Source organism: Plantactinospora sp. WMMB334, from assembly GCF_049179095.1.
GTDB lineage: Bacteria > Actinomycetota > Actinomycetes > Mycobacteriales > Micromonosporaceae > Plantactinospora.
On record NZ_JBMHME010000002.1, the window covers coordinates 2,036,457 to 2,055,325 of the forward strand.

The following is an 18,869-nucleotide window of genomic DNA, read 5'->3' on the forward strand; positions in this document are numbered from 1 at the left end:
GCGGCAGGGTGGCAAAGGTTGGTGTCGCCGCATGGGGTGGCGCGGCGATAGGTTGGCGGGGTCTGCTCGTCGGATGGGGGAGAAGACGATGTCGACCACCGTTGCGAATCCCTTCGGGTCCACCGCGGACCTGCACCGGCTGCTCGCCGAGCTGCGCCAGGACAGTCCGGTGGTGGAGGTGTCGTTGCCGACCGGCGGCACCGCCTGGGTGGTGACCCGTTACGCGGATGCCCAGCGGGCGCTGAGCGACCCGCGGCTGGCCAAGGCCACCTCGGCGGGCGGGTTCAGCTACCGGGGAATGATCCCGGACGATGTGGCCCGGGCGGTGGGCCGGCACATGCTGGCGCTGAACCCGCCCGACCACACCCGGCTGCGGCGACTGGTCTCCGGCGCCTTCACCGCCCATCGGGTGGCCGCGTTGCGCCCCCGGATCGAAGAGCTGGCCGAGGAGTTGCTGGACCGCATCGCCGACGCCGAGCAGGTGGACCTGATCGACCGCTTCGCCTTTCCGCTGCCGATCCAGGTGATCTGCGAGCTGCTCGGGGTGCCGGCCGAGGACCAGGCCGACTTCCGTGGCTGGACCGACGCGATCGTCACCGGACAGATGAACCCGGCCGGGCTGCCGCCCGCGCTGACCGCGATCGTCGGCTATGTCCGTGAGCTGCTGGTGGCCAAGCGCGAACAGCCGGCCGACGACCTGCTCTCCGCGCTTATCGCGGTGCACGAGCAGGGCGACCGGCTCACCGACGACGAACTCGTCGGCATGGTCTATCTGTTTCTGATCGCCGGGCACGAGACCACCGTCAACCTGATCGGCAACGGGATGCTGGTGCTGCTGGCCGAGCCGGAGCGCTGGGCCCGGGTGGTGGCCGAGCCGGAGCTGCTGCCGGGGGTGGTCGAGGAGGTGCTGCGCTACGAGGGCCCGGTGCAGAACGCCTCGTTCCGGACCGCCACGGCACAGGTCGAGCTCGGCGGCCAGACGATCCCGCAGGGCGCCCTGGTGCTGGTGGCCCTGCTGTCGGCGAATCGGGACGCGGACCGGTTCGCCGAGCCGGACCGGCTCGACCTGGACCGCCCGACCACCCCCAACCTCGCCTTCGGGCACGGCATCCACTACTGCCTCGGCGCGCCGCTGGCCCGGCTGGAGGGGCAGATCGCCTTCGGCGCGCTGGCCCGCCGCTTTCCCGACATGCGCCTGGCGGTGCCGCCGCAGGAGATCGGCTGGCGCTCCAGCCTGCTGCTGCGCGGCCTGACGGCCCTCCCGGTCAGGCCGCGCGGCTGAGCAGCCCCTCCCGGGTCGGGCCGCGTGGCCGAGCAGCCCTCCCGGGTCGGGCCGCGTGGCCGAGCAGCCCTCCCGGGTCAGGCCGCGCGGCTGACCGTTCGTCCGGTCGAGCCGCGCGGCTGACGGGCGTGCCCCAGGTCGCCGGTCAGCGAACCGTGACGGTGAGGTGACTCGACATCGTCGCCCCGGTGTTGTCGGTGACGGTGAGCCGCGCCGTGTAGCTGCCCGGCCGGGGGTACGAGTGGGTCGCCGAGGCGCCGTGCACGACCGGGGAGTTGTCACCGAAGTCCCACGCCCGGTCGGTGATCGTCCGTCCGGGCGCCACGCTCGCCGTACCGGTGAAGGCGACCGGGAGCGGCGCGGAGCCGGCCTGCGGGGTGGCGGTGACCGAGACGCTGCCGCCGGTCTCCCGCTTCACGCCCGCCCCGTTGAAGCGCAGCCAGTCCAGCGAGAGCAGGTCCGGGGTGCCGTTCGACTGTGCCGGGTTGACGAAGACCAGATAGAGCGGGAAGGTCCCGCCCGGGTTGGTCAGGTTGACCGTGGGGGAGACCAGGTTGTCCCAGCCGCCGGTGTTGCCGACCGGCAGCGTGCCGAGCAGTTGCCCGGTCGGCGAGCCGGCCCGGAACTCGATGGTGCCGCCGGGGCCGCCCGAGCTGACCCCGGCGGTGACCGAGCCGATCCCGGTCAGGTTCACCGGGGCGAAGCTGATCCACTCGCCGTGGTCGACGTCGCCGACCCGGTGGCCGGCCCGGGCGGTCGCCCGGTCGAGCACCTGGATGCCGCCGGCCGCGTCGAAGTGCTCCGCCTCCTTGTTCTTGGTCTGCAACTCGTGCCGGACCGAGCCGACCAGCGCCGGCACCCCGCCGGTGCCGCCGCCGTCGGTGTACTGGGCGGTCAGCACCGTGTAGAGGTCCTGGCCCGGCCCGTGCCCGTCCCCGCCGTTCGCCTCGGTGTCGACGGTGCCGGTGCAGCCGACGTAGTTGTCCAACGGGTGGCTGTGGTTGTCGTGCCCGAGCTGGGTCTGGGTGACCACCCGGGCACAGTCGACCGTGCCCTCCTCCGGGTCGGTGACCGTCACCGCGTACGGGATCTGGTCGCCGAAGTCGAAGAACCCGCCGTCCGGCACGCTCAGCGTCACCGCCGGCCGGGTGTTGCCGACCGTGATCTGTGCGGTCGCCACCGAGCTGAGCCCCCGGGCGCTGCTCACCGTCAGCCGGGCGGTGAAGCGGCCCCGCTGCTGGTAGGTGTGGGTCGGATTCGCCGCCGTCGAGTCGGTGTCACCGTCGCCGTCGAGGTCCCAGGCGTACGCGATCGGCGCGCCGTCGCCGGAGGTGGAGCCGGCGCTGGAGAACCGGACCGTCAGCGGCGTCGGGCCGCTGTCCCGATCCGTGGCCAGCCTCGCCACCGGCGGGCGGCCGTTCGCCACGTAGTCGATCCGGTAGATCCCGGCGCCCTCGTTGCTGCCGCCCCGGCCGCTGCCGCTGCCGACCCCGAAGTCGATCACGTACAGCGAGCCGTCCGGGCCGAACTCGGCCTCGAAGGGCTGGATCCAACTCATGTCGGCGAAGATCCCGTTGATCGACTGGAGGTCGCCGACCCGGGTCGGGCCGAACCTCGGGTCGGTGAAGGTCTGCGCCGTCCCGTGCACGGAGAGGGTCTTCCACCACTGCCGGGTCAGTTCGTAGACGATCCACTTGCCCTCGTAGTACTCCGGGAACTTCGTCGGCCTCGGGTTCGCCGGGTCGAAGTCGTAGACCGGGCCGCTCATCGGGCCGCCACCCCCGGTGCCCACCTCGGGGAAGCGGGCCGAGGCCGAGTAGGCGTACCAGACCAGGGCGGAGCGGGCCGCCGGCAGGGTGGTCAGTCCGGTGTTGTTGGGGGAGTTGTTGACCAGGGCGCCGCAGGCGAACGTCGGCCCGGCGGTGGAGGTGGCGAAGTTGTAGTCGTTGAACGGCACGTTGTCGCCGGTGCAGTACGGCCAGCCGTAGTTGCCGGCGCTGGTGATCCGGTTGAACTCGACCGTCCCCTCCGGACCCCGGTTCGGGTCGGCCGACCGGGCGTCCGGCCCGTAGTCGGCGACCAGCAGCGCGTCGGTCAACGGGTCGACGGTGATCCGGAACGGGTTGCGCATCCCCATCGCGTAGATCTCCGACCGGGTCCGGGCGGTGCCGGGGGCGAAGAGGTTGCCGGCCGGCACCGCGTACGTCCCGTCGGGACGGGGGGTTATCCGCAGGATCTTGCCGCGCAGGTCGTTGGTGTTGCCGGCGGTCGCCTGGGCGTCCCAGGCCCGCCGGCCGGGCCGCTCGTCGATCGGGGCGTAGCCGCTGGACTCGAAGGGGTCGGTGTTGTCGCCGATCCCGGCGTAGAGGTTGCCGTGCCGGTCCATCGCCAGCGAACCGCCCATGTGCGAGTTGGCCCGCCCCTCGCCCCGGTAGGTCGGGATGGTCAGCAGCCGCCGCTCGCTGCTTGTCGCGATGGTGCCGCCGGTGACGGTGAACCGCGACAGGTTGAGCTGGTTGGCGGTCCTGTCCGACCAGAGCAGGTAGATCCAGTTGTTGGTCGCGAAGTCGTTGTCCAGGGTCATTCCGAGCAGCCCGTCGGACTGGCTGGTCTGGGCCGGCGTGTAGGCGAAGTCGATCAGCGTGCGGACGCCCAGCGTCTCCTGGTCGATCACCTTCACCGCGCCGGTCCGCTGGATGTAGAAGACCCGCCGGTCCGGCGCCACGGCCAGCTCGAACGGGTCGGCCAGGTCCTCGGTGACCAGCGGAACCCGCTGGAAGTTGCCGGTCCGGGTGGCGCCGCAGTCGCCGGGGACGGCTCCGGCCGCCCACTCGATGCCGCCGCGCAGGTGGGCCAGGAAGGCCGGCTCGGCAAAGGCGGAGCCGGCGTGCCCACCGGCGGTGAACCAGGAGCGTCCGCCGTCGTAGTCCTGGCACCAGGAGTACGCGTGGTCGTGCCCCTCGTCCAGCCCGGGGATCCCGTCCCGGACCTTGATCTGGGCGAGCGTGTGCACCCGGCCGGTCGGGTTGGTGCGCCAGTTGTACCACTCCTCGCCGCGCTCCCAGAGCTCCGGCAGGTCCTTTGTGGACGGGTGCGCGCCGTCCAGCACCTTGATCCGGCCGGGGTAGGTGCCGCCGGTCGAGGAGAAGTCGGGGTGGACGTCGAAGATGGTGCCGACCAGGCCGGCGTACCAGTCCCAGTCGCGTTCGCTGGCCGAGGCGGCGTGCAGCCCGACCCAGCCGCCGCCGGCCCGGACGAAGGTCTGCAACGCGGCCCGCTGGGGCGCGTCGAGCAGGTCGCCGGACTCGGGGGTGGAGTTGGTGTTGTTGAAGACCAGCGCGTCGAAGCGGCCGAGGTTGGCGTCGGTGAAGGCGCCGGCGTCGGTGGTCGCCTCGACCTCGAAGTCGTGCGCGGCACCGAGCCGTTCGATCGCGGCGATCCCGGCCGGGATCGAGTCGTGGTAGTAGTTCGTCGTCTTGGAGAAGACCAGGACCCGGAACCGGGGCGCGGCCGAGGCGGGGACGGGGGCCGTGCCGAGCAGCAGGGTCACGATCGCGAGCAGGGCGAGGAGGGTCGTGCGGTGGCGTCGCATACGGGCGCTCCCGGAGACGCAGGAAACGGGGGACATGGAAAGCGCTTACCGCCGCCGACCCGGTCAGCCTACGGGAACCAATTCGAAATAGTCAATCTTCTTTCCTGATGTCGCCCGCTGTCGGTCAGCGCCCCTCGGCCAGGTCCATCGCCCGGTAGATCCGCTGCTCGGAGATCGGGTACGGCGTACCGAGCGCCTGGGCGAAGACGTTCACCCGGAACTCCTCGATCATCCAGCGGATCTGCCGGACCGCGTCGTCGGCACGGCGGGCCGGGGGCAGGGCGGCGAGCATCTGCTCGTATTCCTGGCGCACCTGGTCGACTCGGGCCTGCTGGTCGCGGTCCCGCTGCGGGTTGGCGGACAGCCGGTCGAGGCGGCGCTCGACGGCGGTGAGATAGCGCGGCAGGTCGGCCAGCCGGGCGTAGCCGGTCTCGGTGACGAAGCCCCGGTGCACCAGGGCGGAGAGCTGGTCGCGGATGTCGGTCAGCGCGGCGACCAGGCTCAGGTCGGAGGTGCGGGTGAGCCGCTGCTCGATGGCGTGTGCGGCGGCCAGCACCCGGCGTACCCGCTCGACCACCTCGACGGTGGTGTCGACAAGTCCGGCCCGGACCCGGTCGCGCAGCGCGGCGAAGCCCTCCGCGTCCCAGGCCGGGCCGCCGGCATCGGCGACGAGCCTGTCCACCGCCGCGTCGGCGACGTCGTCGAGCAGGTCCGGCACGCTGCGGTGCGGGTTGCGGCTCAGCGCCAGCTTCGCCTCGTTGGAGAGCCGGCCGGAGAGAAACTTCTGCGGCGAGCCGAGGGTGAGCCGGAGCAGCCGGCGGGTGCCGGCCCACATCTGGTGACGCTGCTCGGCCTCGGTCTCGAAGACCCGTACGCCGACACTCTCCCCCTCGTCCACCAGCGCCGGATAGGCGGTGACCAGGTAGCCGGCCCGGTCCTGCTCGATCGAGCGCGGCAGGGTGCCGATGCTCCACTCCCGCAGGCCGGAGCGCTCCACGTCGGGCGCGGCGGCGGCGACCATCCGGCGTACCTGGGCGGTGAGCTGGCGTTGCAGCGCCGGCAGGTCCTTGCCCTCGGCGACGGTCTGCCGCTCCTCGCCGACCACCCGGAAGGTGGGGCGCAGGTGTGCCGGCAGCCGGTCGACGTCCCAGGCGTCCCGGGGCACCGTCACCCCGGTCATCCGGCGCAGCTCGCGGGTCAACGCGTCCAGCAGCGGCTCCCGGCCGGGCGTGATCGCCGCCAGCGCCGCCCGGGCGAAGTCCGGCACCGGGACGAAGTTTCGGCGTACGGCCTTCGGCAGCGACCGGATCAGCGCCACCACCAGCTCCTCGCGCAGCCCCGGCACCTGCCAGTCGAAACTCTCCGCGTCGACCTGGTTGAGCATCGGCAGCGGGATGTCCACCGTCACCCCGTCGGCCGCGGTCCCCGGCTCGAACCGGTACGTCAACGGCAGCGCCACCCCGTCGGAGTGCCACTCGTCGGGGAAGTCGGCCGCGTCGACGCCGCCCCGCCCCTCGTTGACCAGCATCTGCCGGTCGAAGGTGAGCAGGTCGGGCCGGTCCCGCCGGGTCTTCTTCCACCAGCTGTCGAAGTGCCGACCGGAGACCACCTCGGCGGGGATCCGCTGCTCGTAGAAGGCGTAGAGGGTCTCGTCGTCCACCAGGATGTCCCGGCGCCGGGCCCGGTGCTCCAGCTCCTCGACCTCCTCCAGCAACGCCCGGTTGTCGTGGAAGAACCGGTGCGGGGTCTGCCAGTCCCCCTCCACCAGCGCGTGCCGGATGAAGAGCTCCCGGGCGAGCGCCGGGTCGATCCGGCCGAAGTTCACCTTCCGGCCGCTGACCAGCGGGATGCCGTAGAGGGTGACCTTCTCGTGCGCCAGCACCGCGGCCTGCTTCTTCTCCCAGTGCGGCTCGCTGTAGCTGCGTTTCACCAGGTGCTGGGCGAGCGCCTCGACCCACTCCGGCTCGATCCGGGCGGCGACCCGGCCCCAGAGCCGGGAGGTCTCCACCAGCTCGGCCGCCATCACCCAGCGCGGCGGCTTGCGAAACAGCGCCGACCCGGGGAAGAGGGCGAACTTCGCCCCCCGGGCACCGAGGTACTCGTGCTTCTGCGGGTCCTTCAGGCCGACGTGCGAGAGCAGCCCGGCGAGGAGCGACTGGTGGATCCGGTCGCTGTCGATCTCGGTGTCGGTCTCGTCGGGCCGGCCGCCCGCCGGGCCGCCGCGTGCCTGCCGCTGGCCGGCGCCGTCGCGCTCCCGGCCGTCGGTCGGGCTGCCGCGTCCCTGGCCGTCGGCTCGACCGCCGCGTCCCCGGCCACCCTCGGTCCCGGGCCCGGCGGTGCTGCGCAGCACCTGGCGGAGCTGGGCGTGGATGTCCTGCCACTCCCGGACCCGCAGGTAGTTGAGGTATTCGGCCCGGCACATCCGGCGGAACCCGCTGGAGGAGAGCTCCCGCTGCCGATCCTGGAGATATCGCCACAGCCGCAGCAGCGCGGCGAAGTCCGACTCCTTGTCGGTGAACCGGGCGTGCGCCTGGTCGGCCTGGGCCTGCTTCTCGGCGGGACGCTCCCGGGGATCCTGGATGGAGAGGGCGGCGGCGATCACCGACACCTCGGCCGCGCAGCCGTTCCGCTCGCCCTCCAGCACCATCCGGGCCAGCCGGGGGTCGACCGGAAGCTGCGCCAGCCGGCGGCCGAGCGGGGTCAGCCGGTGCCCGGCCTCCGCGTCGCCGTCGCTCTCCAGCGCACCCAGCTCGCGCAGCAGGTTGACCCCGTCGGCGATGTTGCGCCGGTCCGGCGGATCGATGAACGGAAACGCGGCGATGTCGCCCAGCCCGATCGCGGTCATCTGCAGGATGACCGAGGCGAGATTGGTGCGCAGGATCTCCGGGTCGGTGAACTCCGGCCGGCCGAGGAAGTCCGGCTCGTCGTAGAGCCGGATGCAGATCCCGTCCGAGGTACGCCCGCAGCGCCCCTTGCGCTGGTTCGCCGACGCCTGCGAGATCGGCTCGATCGGCAGCCGTTGCACCTTGAGCCGGTGGCTGTACCGGGAGATCCGGGCAGTGCCGGGATCGACGACATATTTGATGCCGGGCACGGTGAGCGAGGTCTCCGCGACGTTGGTGGCCAGCACGACCCGGCGGCCCCGGTGCGACTGGAAGACCCGGTGCTGCTCGGCGGTGGAGAGCCGGGCGTAGAGCGGCAGGATCTCGGTGTCCCGCAGCAGCGGGCGGTTCTGCACGAGTCTGCCGAGCGCGTCGGCGGTGTCCCGGATCTCCCGTTCGCCGCTGAGGAAGACCAGGACGTCCCCGGGTCCCTCGGCGGCCAGCTCCTGCACCGCGTCGCCGATCGCCTGGACCTGGTCCCGCACGGTCTCCCCGTCGTCCGGGTCCTCGCTGTCGGCCAGCTCGACCAGCGGCCGGTAGCGGGTCTCGACCGGATAGGTCCGGCCGGAGACCTCCAGCACCGGGGCCGGTTCCCCGGCGAGGGCGAAGTGCCGGGCGAAGCGTTCCGTCTCGATGGTCGCCGAGGTGATGACGACCTTGAGGTCGGGCCGGCGGGGGAGGAGCTGGTGGAGGTATCCGAGGATGAAGTCGATGTTGAGGCTGCGCTCGTGCGCCTCGTCGATGATCAGCGTGTCGTACTGCCGGAGCATCCGGTCCTGCTGGAGCTCGGCGAGGAGGATGCCGTCGGTCATCAGCTTGACCAGCGTCCCGTCACCGACCTGGTCGGTGAAGCGGACCTTGTAGCCGACCGCACCGCCCAGCTCGGTGCCGAGCTCGTCGGCGATCCGGTCCGCCACCGTACGCGCTGCCAGCCGGCGCGGCTGGGTGTGCCCGATCAGCCCCTGCACGCCCCGGCCCAGTTCCAGACAGATCTTCGGCAGCTGGGTCGTCTTGCCGGAGCCGGTCTCGCCGGCCACGATCACCACCTGGTGGTCGCGGATCGCGGCGAGCAGGTCGTCCCTGCGCTCGCTCACCGGCAACCCGGCCGGATAGGTGATCACCGGCACGGCGGCCCGGCGCCGGGCGAGCCGCTCCTCGGCCGTACCGATCTCGGCGGCGATCTCGGCGGTCGCCGCCTGCCGCCGACCGGCGTCGCGGATCCTGGGCAGGCCCTCCAGCCGGCGCCGGATCCGGCGCTGGTCGCGGAACATCAGCTCCGGCAGCCGGGCCCGGAGCGCGGGAAGGTCGGCGGCGGGCACGGCAGGGGCGGGCGGTGGAGTGTGCATGTCGTCGCCAAGGATAGGCAGGCCCGGCCGGCGACCGCCCGTGAGTTACCGACGTCGCGGCCCCGGCCGCCGGTACGCCAACGCCCGGTTACCGACCGTCTCGACCCTTTCGCCGGGCAGGCTACCGGTGCTCCGGGGCCGGCTGCCCGGGTTGCAGCCGGGCCGGCGCGGGGCGGTCGGCGCCCCAGCGCGTCGGCAGCCGGTACGACCAGCCCGGGCGCCACTCGAACGGCGCGCCGAGCAGGTCGGCGAGGGGGACCTCGCGCAGCAGGTGGTCGAGCGCCCACCGGTTCGCCGAGTGCGCCACGACCAGCACCCGGCGGCCGTCCCAGGCGGCGGCGAGGTCGCGGAGGAAGGCGCGGGTCTGCTCCACCACCTGCCGGTAGCTCTGCCCGCCCGGAAAGGGCTCGTCCAGGTGCCGGAGGCGCCGCGCGGCCAGCTCCGCCACCGGGTGGCCGGTCAGCTCGCCGTAGTCGCACTCGCGCAACCGGGTGTCGCGGTGCACCGGCAGCTCCCGGGCCGGGAAGGCGATCTCGACGGTCTCGACGGCCCGGGCCAGGTCGGAGCAGAAGACGGCGGCCAGCCCGTCGGCGCGGCGTCGCTCACCCAGCTGCCGGGCACCGCGTCGGCCGTGCTCGGATAGCCGGCCGGGCTGCCAGCCGGTGGCCAGTCCGGCCTCGTTGTCGGTGGTCGTCGCGTGCGTCTCGTAGACGATGTCGACCGCCACGGCCCCCTGCCTTCCCACTCTGCCGTCCATGCCTGCCGGTGATCGTGCCGGTGAAACCGGCTGTCGCCCTCAATATGGCGGAGGGCCGGCCGCCATATAGGAGAAATATAGTCGCGGCTCACAGACTCGGGACAGTACCGCGATCCGATGGTGCCGCCAGACGGCCGACCGGCAAACGGTATCGGGCAATGAGGCGCATCCCGGAGGCGCATCCCGCCACCGGCGCAGGCAGCCATCGAGATTCTACTCTTCCGATCCGTTCCTGGAGGCGACATGACCAGCACGACCCCGACGACCAGCACCGACATCGACCGCGAGCAGGTCAAGGAGATCGTCTGCGAGATTCTGGAAATCGATGCCGACGAGGTCACCGAGACCAGTCTCTTCAAAGAGGACCACGGTGCGGACTCGCTGCTGGCCATCGAAATTCTCGCCGCGCTCGAACGGAATCTGCACGTCACCATCGACCAGGCGGAACTGAGCCGAATGGTGAACCTGGCGGGCGTTTACGCCGTCATCGCCGAGGCGCAGCGGGCCTGAACGCACGGCGCGGAGGGGCGGAGTCGGGTCGGAGACCAGAGGTGAGTGAGGCGCGATGATGAGCGTTCTGCCAGGCGATGCCGGATCGCCCCGCCGGGTGGTCGTCACCGGGCTCGGCGTGGTGACCAGCATCGGCATCGGGGTCGAGAAGTTCCTCGCCGGGCTGCGGGCCGGTCGGAGCGGGGTCAAGCCGATCACCGCGTTCGACACGACCGGGTTCGCGCACGCCAACGGGTGCGAGATCACCGACTTCGAGCCGGCCCGCTGGCTGCGCCGCGTCGACCCGGCGCAGCTCGGCCGGGCGAGCCAGCTCTCGGCCGCCGCCGCCGGGATGGCGGTCGCGGACGCGGGCATGCCGGTCGAGGCGCTGCGGTCCCGCCGCGCGCTGGTGTCGGTCGGCACCACCGACGGCGAGTCCCACGACCTCGACCAGCTCGTCGGGGTGCAGGTGGCCAGGGGAGCCGAGGACTTCGACCCGGTCGTGGCCCGGCGGATCCCCGCCGGCCGGCTCTCCGCCAGCATCGTCGCCGAACTCGGGCTCACCGACGTCGAGACGGTGACGATCCCGACCGCCTGCGCCGCCGGCAACTACGCGGTCGGCTACGGCTTCGACGCCATCCGCTCCGGCGACGTCGAGGTCGCCCTCTGCGGTGGCGCCGACGCGCTCTGCCGGAAGACCTTCACCGGCTTCTACCGGCTCGGCACCATCGCACCGGAGGCGTGCCAGCCGTTCGACCTCAACCGCAAGGGCATCCTGACCGGCGAGGGCGCCGGCATCCTGCTGATGGAGAGCCTCGACTCGGCCCGGGCCCGGGGTGCGCGGATCTACGCGGAGGTGCTCGGCTACGGGCTCAACTGCGACGCGTACCACCCGGTCGCGCCGGATCGGAACAGCATCGCCCGCTGCATCGAGCTGGCCCACCGCAACGCCGGGGTGAAACCGGGCGACATCGACTTCATCTCCGCGCACGGCACCGGCACCAAGGCCAACGACGTGACCGAGGCCGGCGCGATCCGGCAGGTCTTCGGGCAGCGGCCGCCGCGTACGGTCTCGATCAAGGGGATGATCGGCCACACCATGGGAGCGGCCAGCGCCCTGGCCTCGGCGGCCTGCGCCCTCGCCATCACACACGGGTTCATCCCGCCGACCGTCAACCACGTCGAAACCGACCCCGAGTGCGGGCTCGACTGCGTACCGAACGTGGCGCAGGACGCCGAGCTGCGGGTGGTGCAGAACAACGCCCTCGCCTTCGGCGGCAACAACGCGGTGCTGATTCTCGGCCGCTACGACGAGGTGGCACCGTGACCGCGCTGGTGGTGGGGATGGGCACGGTGGCCAGCATCGGCGCCACCACCGTCGAGTTCTTCGACTCGCTCTGCGGCGGTTACAGCGGGCTGGCCGAGCTGCGCGGCTTCGACCGCAGCCGCTACCGGGCACAGCACGCGTACGAGATCGACGACCGGCCGGCGCCGGGCCGGGACACCACGCTGCGGGCCAGCCGATGGCTGGAGCAGGCGGTCGGCGCGGCGCTCCGGGACGCCGGCATGGGCGACGACCTCGGGCACACCCCGGTGCTTGTCGGCACCACCCTGCGCGAGCTGCGCTCGGTCGAGCTGAGCTGGCGCGACGGGGTGCCGTTCGACGTACGCGACCTGCACTTCGGCACCGCGCTCCGGAAGCGGTTCGGGGCGACGAACACGCACACCGTGGCGAACGCCTGCTCCGCCTCCCTCTACACCCTCGGGCTCGGCATGGACCTGCTCGACCTCGGCGCCGCCGACACCGTGGTGGTGGCCGGCGTGGACACCATCACCGAGAGCACGTACGGGCTGCTGGATCGCTGTTATCCGGAGGCGCCGGAGCGGGTCCGCCCGTTCGACCGGGACCGCCGGGGGATGCTCCAGGGCGAGGGGGCGGTCGCCGTCGTGCTGCGCCGGGAGGCGGACGGTCCCGGCGCCGGGCACCGGCACGCCCGGGTCCGGGGCGTGGCGGTGAACTGCGACGCCTACCACCCGTCGGCGCCGGACGCGAAGAGCATCGCGCTGGTCACCCGGGAGGCGCACCGCCGGGCCGGGGTGGAGCCGGCCGACGTCGACCTGCTGATGCTGCACGGCACCGGGACGGCACTCAACGACGAGGCGGAGGCGCAGGCCGTCCGGGAGGTCTTCTCCGGGGTCGCGCCGACGCCGTACATGACCGCGATCAAGTCGATGACCGGGCACACCGCCGGTGCCTCCGGGCTGCACAGCCTGGTGGTGGCGGTCGAGGCGCTGCGCTGCGGGGTGGTGCCGCCGATCCTCGGCCTGGACCACCCGATCGACGAGGTCGAGGGCTTCCGACTGGTACGCGGGCACGCCGAGCTGACCGCCATGCGGGTGGCCCAGGTGGACTCGTTCGGCTTCGGCGGGCTCAACGCCGTCGCGATCGTGGAGAAGGTGGACTCGTGACCGGCGACGTGGTGGTCAGCGGGGTGGGTGTGGCGGTCGCCGGGATCGCCGGCCCCGACGACCTGCTCCGGCGTACCCCGGTCGCCGGTGACGGGGACGATCCGGCCCGCCGGCTCACCGGCAAGGGGCTGCGGTACAAGGACCGGGCCACCCGGCTCGCCCTCTGCGCCGGCCGGGACGCGCTGGCCGACGCCGGCCTGCTCGCCGACCCGGGCCTGACCGTCCCGGGCGAGAGCGTCGGCGTGGTGGTCAGCTCCAACTACGGCAACGTCGACACGATCTGCGACACGGTGTCGACGATCGCCAGGGAGACCTACGCCGGGCTCAGCCCGATGGCGCTGCCGGCGACCGCCAGCAACGTGATCGCCTCCTGGCTGGCGATCTGGTTCCGGTTGCGCGGCGCCAACCTGACCCTCTGCAACGGGCCGACCTCCGGGCTGGACGCGGTCGACTGGGGCCGGCTGCTGGTGCGCGCCGGCCGGGTGCGCCGGGTGCTGGTGGTCGGGGTGGAACCGGCCAACGCGCCGGTCCGGCACCTGGTCACCGGCGGCCGCGAGAGCGCTTCCGGCAGCCGCACCGACAGCGGTAGCCGTACCGACGGTCGGCGGGACCTGCGGCTCTTCGACGGTGCGGCGGCGCTGGTGCTGGAGTCGGCGGCGGCGGCCCGGGATCGGGGCGTCGAAGCGCTCGCCACGCTCGGCCCGTACGCCCGCCGGGCGGACCGGCCGGCGGCGGTGGCGGCGGTCCGGCAGAGCGACCCGCGGCCGGTGGACGTCTGGTTCGGCCCGGGGCCCGGCGGTCCGGCCGGCACGGCCGCGCGGACCAGTTACGACCTCACGACCTACCACGGGCACTGCTCCGGTGCGCTCGGCGTGCTCCAGTGCGTCGCCGGCACCGCCTGGCTCACCGGCCACGATCACGGTGCCGTGCTGGCCGGCGCCGACGGCAGCTGCGACGCCGACGCCGACGGCGTCGTCAGCGGCGGCGGCGTCAGCGGTGACGACGGCGTCGACGGCGGCGGCGGCGGTTCGGATGCGGCGGCGGCGCTGCTGCTCACCGCCGGGAGCCGGTGATGAGCATGTCCGCACCGCCGAGAGCGGGCGCGCGGGTGGGCCCGGCGGTCGTCCCGGCGACGCCCGCCCGGCCCGGCGTACCGGTCCGGTGCCGCCGGCCCGGCACGGGACCGCAGCCGGTGCGCACCCTGCTGCTGCACGGCCTCGGCAGCAGTAGGGCCATCTGGGACCGCTTCGAGTCCCGGGTGCCGGCGTGGCTCGAGCTGTGGGACGCCGAGCTGCCCTGGGCGAGCACCGGTGACAGTGGCTGGAGCCACCACGCCGACACCACCGGCCCGGCGGCGCGGGCCCTGGCCGCCGTGCCGGGCGGTGCCGACCTGGTGGTGGCGCACTCGTTCGCCGCCAACATGCTGCTGGAGCTGCTGGGCCGGGCGGGCGCGGCGACCGGCCCGGAGAGCGTCCGGCCGGCGATGGCACCGGCCACGCCCGCGGTGCCACTGCCCCGGGCGGTGGTGCTGGTCTCCCCGTTCTACCGGCCCGGCACCGGCGACTTCGACTGGGCGGCGATCGACTACTACCTCAACGACTTCCACCGGATCCTCGAAGAGGGCATCCGGGTCAGCGCCCCGGCCGGGCTGCCCGCCGAGATCCGCGCGGCGATGGGCGGCCGGGTCCGGGAGCGGATCGGCCCGTACGGCTGGATGCGCTTCTTCGACGCGTACCTGCGTACCCCGTTCCTGCCCGTCGCCGACCTGGCGCTGCCGCTGCTGGTGGTCGCCGGCGACGGCGACTTCGCCGCCCGGCCCGGCGACGGGCGGGCGCTCGCCGGGGCGGCACCCGACGGCCGGTACGCCCTGCTCGCCGACTGCGGCCACTTCGCGATGGTCGAGCACCCCGACCGGTTCGCCGCCCTGGTGGCGGACTTCGCCCGCCCGCTGTCGGTCGCCGACACGGCACCCGAACAGATCCTCGACACACACCTGGAGCGCACGTGAACTCGACGACCCTGGCACAGCGTCCCGCCACCGTCCCGACCGGCGACGGGGTGACCCGGGTGCGGCTTCGGCCCCGGTACGAGGGGTCCAACATCTGCACCTGGATCGGCTTCAAGCACGTCAACTACCTGGTGGAGGAGGCGGTCCTCGACCACCTGCGGCAGCGCGGCTTCGCCCCCGGCGGGCTCTACGAGCGGCACGGCCTCTGCGTCGACGCCGTCGACATCGACAGCCGGATCACACACGCCTTCCACATCGACGACGAGGCCACCGCCGAGGTCCGGCCGCTGCCCGGCGACGCGCTCGCCTTCGCGGTCGAGATCACGGTCGACGGCGCACCTCCGGTCAAGGCGGTCTCCGCAAAGGTCCGGGTGGAGCTGCGCCTCGACCCGCACGGCCACCCGGCGCAGCCGGTCCCGGACGAGCTGGCCCCGTACACGGTGGCGCGGCTGGGCCAGGCGCCGGTCAAGGTGACCCGGCCGGCCGCCGCCGGTGCCGCGCCCGAGGGCGACGTGCTGGCCGCGCTCACCGCCGGCCGCAACGCGTACGCCTGGAAGTGGCGGATCCCGTACTTCTACTGCCACTTCACCGAGCGGATGCAGATGTCCGGCTACCTGCGCCAGATGGAGGAGGTCGTGGACCTCTTCCTGGCCGACCGGGGCGTCTCGATCAAGACGCTCCTGGACGAGCAGGACTGGATCCCGGTGGTGCCGCACTCCCGGATCACCCTGCTGGATGAGGCGCGGATGGAGGAGGAGCTCTACACCGTCTTCACCGTCGAGAACGTCTTCAAGCGGCTCACCTACACCTCGCGGATGGACTGCTACGTGTTGCGCGACGGCATCCTGGTGCCGACCGCGACGGGAAAGATCACCCACGGGTACGCGGTGATCGGCAACCGCCGCGACTGGAGCCTGGTGGACTTCGACGACCGTCTCGCCGGTGCGCTGCAGGGCACCCCGGCTGCTGCGAAGACACCTCGATGACCGGCGTCGCCATCACCGGCCTCGGTGTCGTCACCTGCCACGGCAGCGGTACGCGCGCCCTGTGGGACGCGATGATGGCGGCACCGGTCACCGACCCGGTCACCGTGCCGGACCCGTACGCGAACATGGACGTGCCGGCCGTGCAGGTCGTCTCCGACGCCGATCTGCCGGTCGAGTCGCGGGCGCTGGCCCGGACGAGCCGGCTGGCGCTGGCGGCGGTGGACGAGGCGGTCGCCGACGCCGGACTGCCGCCGGGCGGCCTGGTCGGGGCCCGGACCGGGCTGGCCCTCGGCACCTGCATGGGCGACTCCGGCCGGCACGAGCAGTGGCGGGCCGACGGCGGCAAGCCGGCCGCCCGGTTCACCTCGGCGCTCGGCGTGGCCTCCGAGGTGGCCGACCGGCTCGGGCCGCTGAGCGTCACGACGACGATCAGCAACGCCTGCGCGGCCGGCGGCTTCGCCCTCGGCGCCGCCGCCGACCTGATCCGCTCCGGCGAGGCGGACGTGGTGCTCGCGGTCGGCGCGGACGCGTACAGCCGGGTGATGCTGGCCTGCTTCAACCGGATGGGCGCGGTCGACCCGCTCCGGTGCCGCCCCTTCGACCGGCACCGCCGGGGTACGTCGTTCGGCGAGGCCGCCGGCGCCCTGGTGGTGGAGTCGGAGGCGCACGCCCGGGCCCGGGGCGCGACGGTGCACGCGCTGGTCGAGGGCTCCGGCTGGACCTGCGACGCCTACCACCTGACCGCTCCGGAGCCGCAGGGTACCCAGATCGTCCGGGCGATGCGTGCCGCGCTGGACGGCAGCGGCGCCGGCCCGGTCGGCTGCGTCCTGCCGCACGGCACCGGCACCCAGCTCAACGACGTGGTGGAGAGCCGCGCCCTCCACGAGGTACTCGGTGCCGGCGTGCCGCTCTACAGCCTCAAGGCGTTGATCGGGCACACCGGCGGCGCGGCGGCGGCGGTCGCGGCGGTGGCCGCGGCGCTGATCCTGCGGCACCGCGCCGTCCCACCGAACGTGCCGATCGCCGAGCAGGATCCGGAGTGCCCGGTCTGGCTGCCGCAGCGCCTGCCCACGCCGCTGGAATCCGACCGGGTCATGGTCAACGGCTACGCCTTCGGCGGCAACAACGTGTCGCTGGTGCTCGCGGGGGCCGGCGGATGAACGACGCCGTGGTCACCGGGATCGGGGTCTGCGCGCCACCGGAACGGCCGGCCGCCGGGGGTGCCTGGTTCGACGTCCGCAGCCAGCTCGGCCGGCGCGGCTACAAGTATCTGCCGGCGGCGTGCCAGTACCTGCTGGTGGCCGGCAGGCAGGCGCTCGACGACGCGACCGGCTGCCTCGACGACCCGACCGGCCGCCCCGACGGCGCGACCGGCCGCCCCGACGGCGCCGCCGGGCAGGGCCGGGGCGTGGTGGTCGGCACCAACAACGGGGTGGCGGCGCTGCACGACGAGCAGGACCGCACAGTCATCGCCGAGCACGCCGCCGAGCTGAGCCCGGTCACCGCGCCGTTCGGCGCGGTCAACGTGCTGACCAGCCGGCTCTCCATGGAGCACGGCTTCACCGGGATCAGCCTGACCCTGACCACGCCGCTGGTCGCCGGCCTGGAGGCCGTACAGGTCGGGGCGCGGGCCTTCGCGGCCGGCCGCTCCGCCCTGCTGCTCGCCGGAGCGATGGAGCAGGCGGTGCCGGCGCCGGAGGCGGCGGCACCGGAGGAGGGCGCGGTGGTGCTGGTGTTGGAGCCGCCGGAGCGGGCGCGGGCGCGCGGTGCCGCCGGCTACGGCCGGTGCGCCGTCCGGACCCTGCTGCTGCCACCGGCACTCGACACCGGAGCGGCCCGGGACCGGGCGGCGGCCGCCGTCCGTGCGGCAGCGGCCGAACTCGGCGCCGCGCGGGTGCCGGTGTACGCGCTGCTCGACGACTCGCCGGTCAGCGAGCTGGTGGCCGGGGCGGTCCCGGCCGCCGCCGGCCCGGTCCGGGACACCGGTCCACCCGCCGCCGGCAGCCTCACCCCGATGCTCCGGCTGGCCGAGCGGCTGCGCGCCGGTGACGGGGACAGCCTGCTGGTCACCGCGGCGGGCACCGGAAACGTGGCGATGGTCCGGATCTGGCGGACGGCCGGATCGACGAGAAGGAGCGCGGGATGCTGATTCCCCTGCAAGGCACCTGGAGTCTGCTGCTCGGCGCGTCCAGCGGCATGGGGCGGGCGACCGCGCTGGCGCTGGCCCGCGAGGGCGGCAACGTGCTCGGCGTACACCTGGACATGGGCGAGCGGGCCGCGGCGGCCAGGGCGCTGGAGGCGGAGCTGCGCGGGTACGGCGTACAGGCGCACTTCTTCAACGTCAACGCCGCCAACCGCTCGGCGCGGGCCGACCTGCTGCCGGCGATCGCCGAGCTGACCGGCGGGCAAGGGCTGCACGTCCTCCTGCACTCGCTGGCGTTCGGATCGCTGCTGCCGTACCTGCCCCGGGCGGGCTGGGACCGCACCCTCGGTCAGCGGCACCTGGAGATGACCGTCGACGTGATGGCGCACAGCCTCGTCTACTGGGTGCAGGAGCTGATGGCGGCGAAGCTGCTCCGCCGGGGCGCCAAGGTGTACGCGATGACCAGCTCCGGCGCCGGCTCGGTGATGCCGAGCTACGGCGCGGTCTCGGCGGCCAAGTGCGCGCTGGAGTCCCACGTCCGCCAGCTCGCCTGCGAGCTGGCCCGGCACGGGGTGGCGGTGAACGCGCTCTGCGCCGGGGTGACCGTGACGCCGGCCCTGGAGCGGATCCCGGAGCACGCCGAGTTCGTCGCCCAGGCCAGCGCCACCAACCCGCACGGCCGGCTGACCCGGCCCGAGGACGTGGCCGAGGCGATCCTGCTGCTCTCCCGTACCGACTCGTCCTGGATCACCGGCAACACGATCGGGGTCGACGGGGCGGAGAACATCGCCGGGATCCCGGCCTGGAATCCGCGCCGCGCCGAGGCTGTCGCGCCGGAGGAGCCCGAGCCGGCCGCAGAGTCCGAGCCGGCCGCAGAGCCCGAGCCGGCCGCAGCGGCTGCCGGGGTCTGAGGGG

13 protein-coding genes are annotated in these 18,869 nt (G+C 73.5%); 10 read left to right on the top strand and 3 right to left on the bottom strand.

The window, feature by feature from the left end; genetic code table 11:
* The first annotated feature begins 88 nt into the window (after positions 1 to 88).
* Complete coding sequence (locus ACN27G_RS08750; protein ID WP_421492266.1) at positions 89 to 1,282, top strand: cytochrome P450 family protein; 1,194 nt, start codon at positions 89 to 91, stop codon at positions 1,280 to 1,282.
* A 145-nt stretch (positions 1,283 to 1,427) separates the two neighbouring features.
* Here ACN27G_RS08750 and ACN27G_RS08755 read toward each other — a convergent pair whose 3' ends face one another.
* The 3 genes from ACN27G_RS08755 to ACN27G_RS08765 form a co-directional block, all read right to left on the bottom strand.
* Positions 1,428 to 4,874 (bottom strand): ThuA domain-containing protein, encoded by a 3,447-nt coding sequence (locus ACN27G_RS08755; RefSeq protein ID WP_421492267.1) that lies wholly within the window; start codon positions 4,872 to 4,874, stop codon positions 1,428 to 1,430.
* Between the two features lie 124 nt (positions 4,875 to 4,998).
* A complete protein-coding gene (hrpA, locus tag ACN27G_RS08760) occupies positions 4,999 to 9,102 on the bottom strand; it encodes an ATP-dependent RNA helicase HrpA (RefSeq protein ID WP_421492268.1) in 4,104 nt (1,367 codons plus the stop codon).
* 121 nt (positions 9,103 to 9,223) lie between these two features.
* A complete protein-coding gene (locus ACN27G_RS08765; protein WP_421492269.1) occupies positions 9,224 to 9,847 on the bottom strand; it encodes a histidine phosphatase family protein in 624 nt (207 codons plus the stop codon).
* A gap of 255 nt (positions 9,848 to 10,102) precedes the next feature.
* On the opposite strand from ACN27G_RS08765, the gene ACN27G_RS08770 reads away from it, so the two are divergent.
* The 9 genes from ACN27G_RS08770 to ACN27G_RS08810 are packed head-to-tail and all read left to right on the top strand — an operon-like array spanning position 10,103 to position 18,865.
* Positions 10,103 to 10,369 (top strand): acyl carrier protein, encoded by a 267-nt coding sequence (locus ACN27G_RS08770; protein WP_421492270.1) that lies wholly within the window; start codon positions 10,103 to 10,105, stop codon positions 10,367 to 10,369.
* A 58-nt stretch (positions 10,370 to 10,427) separates the two neighbouring features.
* On the top strand, positions 10,428 to 11,675 hold the full coding sequence (locus tag ACN27G_RS08775) for a beta-ketoacyl-[acyl-carrier-protein] synthase family protein (RefSeq protein WP_421492271.1): 1,248 nt from the start codon (positions 10,428 to 10,430) through the stop codon (positions 11,673 to 11,675).
* Positions 11,672 to 12,817, top strand: coding sequence for a beta-ketoacyl synthase N-terminal-like domain-containing protein (locus ACN27G_RS08780; RefSeq protein WP_421492272.1), 1,146 nt, complete (start codon positions 11,672 to 11,674; stop codon positions 12,815 to 12,817). Before ACN27G_RS08775 ends, ACN27G_RS08780 begins: the two co-directional genes overlap by 4 nt.
* Entirely contained in the window at positions 12,814 to 13,890 is a 1,077-nt protein-coding gene (locus ACN27G_RS08785) for a beta-ketoacyl synthase N-terminal-like domain-containing protein (RefSeq protein WP_421492273.1), read from the top strand. The genes ACN27G_RS08780 and ACN27G_RS08785 overlap by 4 nt, the downstream gene beginning before the upstream one ends.
* Positions 13,890 to 14,825 (top strand): alpha/beta fold hydrolase, encoded by a 936-nt coding sequence (locus ACN27G_RS08790; protein WP_421492274.1) that lies wholly within the window; start codon positions 13,890 to 13,892, stop codon positions 14,823 to 14,825. The genes ACN27G_RS08785 and ACN27G_RS08790 overlap by 1 nt, the downstream gene beginning before the upstream one ends.
* Complete coding sequence (locus ACN27G_RS08795) at positions 14,822 to 15,811, top strand: thioesterase (RefSeq protein ID WP_421492275.1); 990 nt, start codon at positions 14,822 to 14,824, stop codon at positions 15,809 to 15,811. The genes ACN27G_RS08790 and ACN27G_RS08795 overlap by 4 nt, the downstream gene beginning before the upstream one ends.
* Entirely contained in the window at positions 15,808 to 16,971 is a 1,164-nt protein-coding gene (locus ACN27G_RS08800; RefSeq protein ID WP_421492276.1) for a beta-ketoacyl-[acyl-carrier-protein] synthase family protein, read from the top strand. Before ACN27G_RS08795 ends, ACN27G_RS08800 begins: the two co-directional genes overlap by 4 nt.
* Entirely contained in the window at positions 16,968 to 17,960 is a 993-nt protein-coding gene (locus tag ACN27G_RS08805; protein WP_421492277.1) for a beta-ketoacyl synthase N-terminal-like domain-containing protein, read from the top strand. Before ACN27G_RS08800 ends, ACN27G_RS08805 begins: the two co-directional genes overlap by 4 nt.
* Positions 17,954 to 18,865 carry an SDR family oxidoreductase gene (locus tag ACN27G_RS08810; RefSeq protein WP_421492278.1) on the top strand — a complete coding sequence of 304 codons (912 nt, stop codon included), beginning with the start codon at positions 17,954 to 17,956 and terminating at the stop codon, positions 18,863 to 18,865. Before ACN27G_RS08805 ends, ACN27G_RS08810 begins: the two co-directional genes overlap by 7 nt.
* Positions 18,866 to 18,869: the final 4 nt, after the last annotated feature.

Bases quoted from the DNA above. Each gene is read 5' to 3' on its own strand.
- ACN27G_RS08750 (WP_421492266.1), top strand. From the start codon at position 89: ATGTCGACCACCGTTGCGAATCCCTTCGGGTCCACCGCGGACCTGCAC.
- ACN27G_RS08755 (WP_421492267.1), bottom strand. From the start codon at position 4,874: ATGCGACGCCACCGCACGACCCTCCTCGCCCTGCTCGCGATCGTGACC.
- hrpA (WP_421492268.1), bottom strand. From the start codon at position 9,102: ATGCACACTCCACCGCCCGCCCCTGCCGTGCCCGCCGCCGACCTTCCC.
- ACN27G_RS08770 (WP_421492270.1), top strand. From the start codon at position 10,103: ATGACCAGCACGACCCCGACGACCAGCACCGACATCGACCGCGAGCAG.
- ACN27G_RS08775 (WP_421492271.1), top strand. From the start codon at position 10,428: ATGAGCGTTCTGCCAGGCGATGCCGGATCGCCCCGCCGGGTGGTCGTC.
- ACN27G_RS08790 (WP_421492274.1), top strand. From the start codon at position 13,890: ATGAGCATGTCCGCACCGCCGAGAGCGGGCGCGCGGGTGGGCCCGGCG.
- ACN27G_RS08800 (WP_421492276.1), top strand. From the start codon at position 15,808: ATGACCGGCGTCGCCATCACCGGCCTCGGTGTCGTCACCTGCCACGGC.
- ACN27G_RS08805 (WP_421492277.1), top strand. From the start codon at position 16,968: ATGAACGACGCCGTGGTCACCGGGATCGGGGTCTGCGCGCCACCGGAA.
- ACN27G_RS08810 (WP_421492278.1), top strand. From the start codon at position 17,954: ATGCTGATTCCCCTGCAAGGCACCTGGAGTCTGCTGCTCGGCGCGTCC.